Source organism: Burkholderia sp. HAN2018 (genome assembly GCF_024704855.1).
Taxonomy (GTDB): domain Bacteria; phylum Pseudomonadota; class Gammaproteobacteria; order Burkholderiales; family Burkholderiaceae; genus Burkholderia; species Burkholderia cepacia.
This window is the reverse complement of the sequence record NZ_QOBB01000437.1, coordinates 1-3,644: the sequence shown is the minus strand read 5'-3', so window position 1 is coordinate 3,644 and position 3,644 is coordinate 1. Positions and strand designations below refer to the sequence as shown.

Below are 3,644 nucleotides of genomic sequence, written 5' to 3'. Positions count from 1 at the left end.
TCCGGCGCGGCGCTGACGGCCGGCCGGATCGGGGCGCCGCGCGCGGCGGCGGCCCGCTCAGTGCTGCAGGCGGATTTCGACGCGGCGGTTGCTGGCGCGGCCTTCGGGCGTCGCGTTCGACGCGACCGGGTCGGCCTTGCCGCGACCCGAGACCGTCAGCGAATCGGTCTTCAGGCCGTGTGCCTTCAGATAGGCCGCGACGGATTCGGCGCGGCGCTTCGACAGCGCGAGATTGTAGTCGTCGCTGCCCACCGAATCCGTAAAGCCGGTGACGCTCACCTGCGAGTACGTGTGGTCGGCGCGCTCGCTCAGCAACCGGTCGAGCGATTCGCGCGCGGTCGGGGCGAGCGTCGCGTGGTCGGTGGCGAAGAGCGCGTCGCCCGACAGGTTGACCTGTTCGACGACGGCTGTCGCCGGCGCGGCGGCCTGCGCCGCTTGGGCCGGCGCCGCGCCGCACTGGAACACGAGCGTCGCGGGATCGGACTTGTCGCGCAGCGCGCGGGCCGAATCGACGGCGCGCACGGGCTCTTCGCCGCAGATCTTGCGGGCGGCCTTCATGCAGGTTTCCGGGCCCGACAGCAGGCCGTGGCAGTCCACCTGGAAGGTGCGCACGCCGTCGCGCGGCTGCAGTTCGGAGGCGCTGAAGGTCGGGCCGGATGCGGTCGAGCACGCGGCGAGGGCCGTTGCGGAAAGTGCGAGCGCAAGAGCGAGTTTGTTCACGGTTACATCCTCAAAACTTGGGTTGACTGAAGCCCGCCACGGGTTGCGCGGCGGGCTCGTCCGGCCGTCGGGGCCGCCGCAAGCCGTCCGGCTGGCGAGCCGGGCGGCCTGGCGGCGCGACGCGTTACTTCCACTGGTACAGCATGCCGGCGCCGATCACCTTCTGACCGCCGCTGAAACCGCCGTTGATCGACGCCTTCAGGTTCTCGGTGATGCGCGCCTGCATGTTGACCGCCATCGCCTTCTGGCCGAGGAAGGTCGACGTGCCCACACCCATCCCGAAGTTGGCGTCGCGATCGAGCTGCGGGATCGACGCCATCGCGCCGACGGCCGCGATACCCTGCTTCGCCATCTGGTCGGTCTGCTGCAGTTGCGAACCCAGCGAGTTGATCTGCGCCTGCTGGCCCGACAGTGCCGTCGACAACGTCGTCTGCACCTGCGTCAGCTGGTTCACATTCACCGCGTCGGTGCCTTGCGTACCCGGCGCGACGTTCGTGATCTGGCGCTGCTGCTGGTCGTTGCCGACCGACACCACGTTCGAGCGACCGCCGTCGTTCGAATTCGCACCGATCGCCACCGAGTTCGAACCCGCGGTGACGGTCGGGACGTCGGTGCCCTTGCCGTTCATGTCGGCCGCGATGCCGTTGTTGTTGGCGGCGCGCGTCGTGTTGTTGTTGATCGACGTCGACAGCTGGTTCAACTGATTGTTGATGTTGGTCACGCCGGTCGACAGCGAGGCCACGTTGCTGTTCGTCGTGCTCAGGCCGGTGGACAGCGAACCGAGGCCCGTCGAGGTCGACGTCGACAGCGAGTTGACGTTGCTGTTCGTCGTGCTCAGGCCGGTCGACAGCGAGTTGATCGCGGTCGAGGTCGACGTGGACAGCGAGGCCACGTTGCTGTTCGTCGTGCTCAGGCCCGTCGACAGCGAGTTGATGCCGGTCGACAGCGATGCGACGTTCGATGCGGTGGACGTCGACAGCGCGTTGACCGCATTGTTCGTCGCGTTGAGCTGGCTGCCGTTGATCGCGTCCGTGCTGCTGGCCGAGATCCGGCCGGCGGCGACGTTCGTGATCTGGCGTTCCGCACCCGGTGCGCCGACGCTCACCACGCCGACCGGCGAGCTGCCCGCGAAGAAGTACGTGACGCCGCCGATCGTGGCGCTGGAGGTGCCGACGGCCGCGGCCGTGACCGAGTTCGCGCCGAGTGCGATCGAGTTGGCGACGTTGGCTTGCGCGTTCGTGCCGAAGGCGAGCGCATCGGCGGCCGTGGCCTTGGCAGCCGAGCCGTAGGCCTGCGCACCGACGGCGCTGGCCGTCGACTGGTTGCCCAGCGCGATCGTGTTGTCCGCGGTGGCCTGGTTCGAGCTGCCGAGGGCGAGTGCGCTGGCGCCGTTCGCGGTGTTCGCGTTGCCGAGCGCCACTGCGCCGTTGCCGGTCGCCGTGTCGTTCGCGCCCAGTGCGACCGCGCCGGTACCCGTCGCGATGCTCGGGTCGCCGATCGCGACGGCGCCGTCGCCGGTTGCCGTGTTGCCGGAGCCGATCGACACGGCCTTGCCGCCCGTGGCCGATGCGTTCTGGCCGATCGCGACCGCGCCTGCCGACTGCGCGTTCGAACCGTCGCCGACTGCCACGCTGCTCGCGCCTGCCGCGCTGGCGTTCACGCCGGCGGCGAGTGCGTTGGTGCCGGTGGCGCCCGTGTTGTCGTAGTTGGCCTGCTGCGTGCCGTTGTCGTTGACGCTGTAGTAGTGCGTCTTCGCGGCGTTGATCGCGGTCGAGGTCGAAGTCGACAGCGACGACACCGAGCTGTTCGTGCTGCTCAGGCCGGTGGACAGCGAGCCGATGCCGGTCGACGTCGAGGTGGACAGCGACAGGATCGTGCTGTCCGTGCTGCTCAGGCCGGTGGACAACGAGCTGATGCCGGTCGAGGTCGACGTGGACAGCGAGGTGATCGAGCTGGTGGCCGAGGAGAGGCCGGTCGACGTGGAGGTCGACAGCGAGCTGATCGAGCTGTTCGCCGAGGACAGGCCCGTCGAGGTCGAGGTCGACAGCGACGACACCGAGCTGTTCGTGCTGCTCAGGCCGGTGGACAACGAGCTGATGCCGGTCGAGGTCGACGTGGACAGGGAGGTGATCGAGCTGTTCGCCGAGGACAGGCCCGTCGAGGTCGAGGTCGACAGCGACGACACTGAGCTGTTCGTGCTGCTCAGGCCGGTGGACAACGAGCTGATGCCGGTCGAGGTCGACGTGGACAACGACGTGATCGAGCTGTTCGCCGACGAGAGGCCCGTCGACGTGGAAGTCGACAGCGAGGTGATCGAGCTGTTGGCCGAGGACAGGCCCGTCGAGGTCGAAGTCGACAGCGAATCGATCGAGCTGTTCGCCGAGGACAGGCCCGTCGAGGTCGAAGTCGACAGCGAATCGATCGAGCTAGTCGCGGACGACAAGCCCGTCGAGGTCGAGGTCGACAACGACGTGATCGAGCTATTCGCCGACGACAGACCGGTCGACGTCGAAGTCGACAGCGAGGTGACCGAGCTATCGGTCGACGAGAGGCCGGTCGACAGCGAGCCGATCGAGCTGGTGGCCGACGACAAGCCAGTCGAGGTCGAGGTCGACAGCGAAGTGATCGAGCTGTTGGCCGACGAGAGGCCCGTCGAGGTCGAAGTGGACAGCGACGTGATCGAGCTGTTGGTCGACGACAGACCCGTCGAGGTCGAGGTGGACAACGAGTCGATCGAGCTATTCGCCGACGAGAGGCCGGTCGAGGTCGACGTCGAGAGCGAAGTGATCGAGCTATTCGCCGACGAGAGGCCGGTCGAGGTCGACGTCGAGAGCGAAGTGATCGAGCTATTCGCCGACGAGAGGCCCGTCGAGGTCGAGGTCGACAGTGACGTGATCGAGCTATTGGCCGACGACAGGCCGGTC

The 3,644-nt window shown here is 67.9% G+C and carries 2 protein-coding genes; both read right to left on the bottom strand.

What is annotated here, in order from left to right; genetic code table 11:
* Positions 1 to 57: 57 nt before the first annotated feature.
* On the bottom strand, positions 58 to 720 hold the full coding sequence (locus DPV74_RS40675) for an OmpA family protein (RefSeq protein WP_119339233.1): 663 nt from the start codon (positions 718 to 720) through the stop codon (positions 58 to 60).
* Positions 721 to 844: 124 nt separating this feature from the next.
* Positions 845 to 3,644, bottom strand: a 2,800-nt coding sequence (locus tag DPV74_RS40670; RefSeq protein ID WP_119339234.1) for a YadA family autotransporter adhesin, incomplete at its 5' end; no start/stop codon positions are given.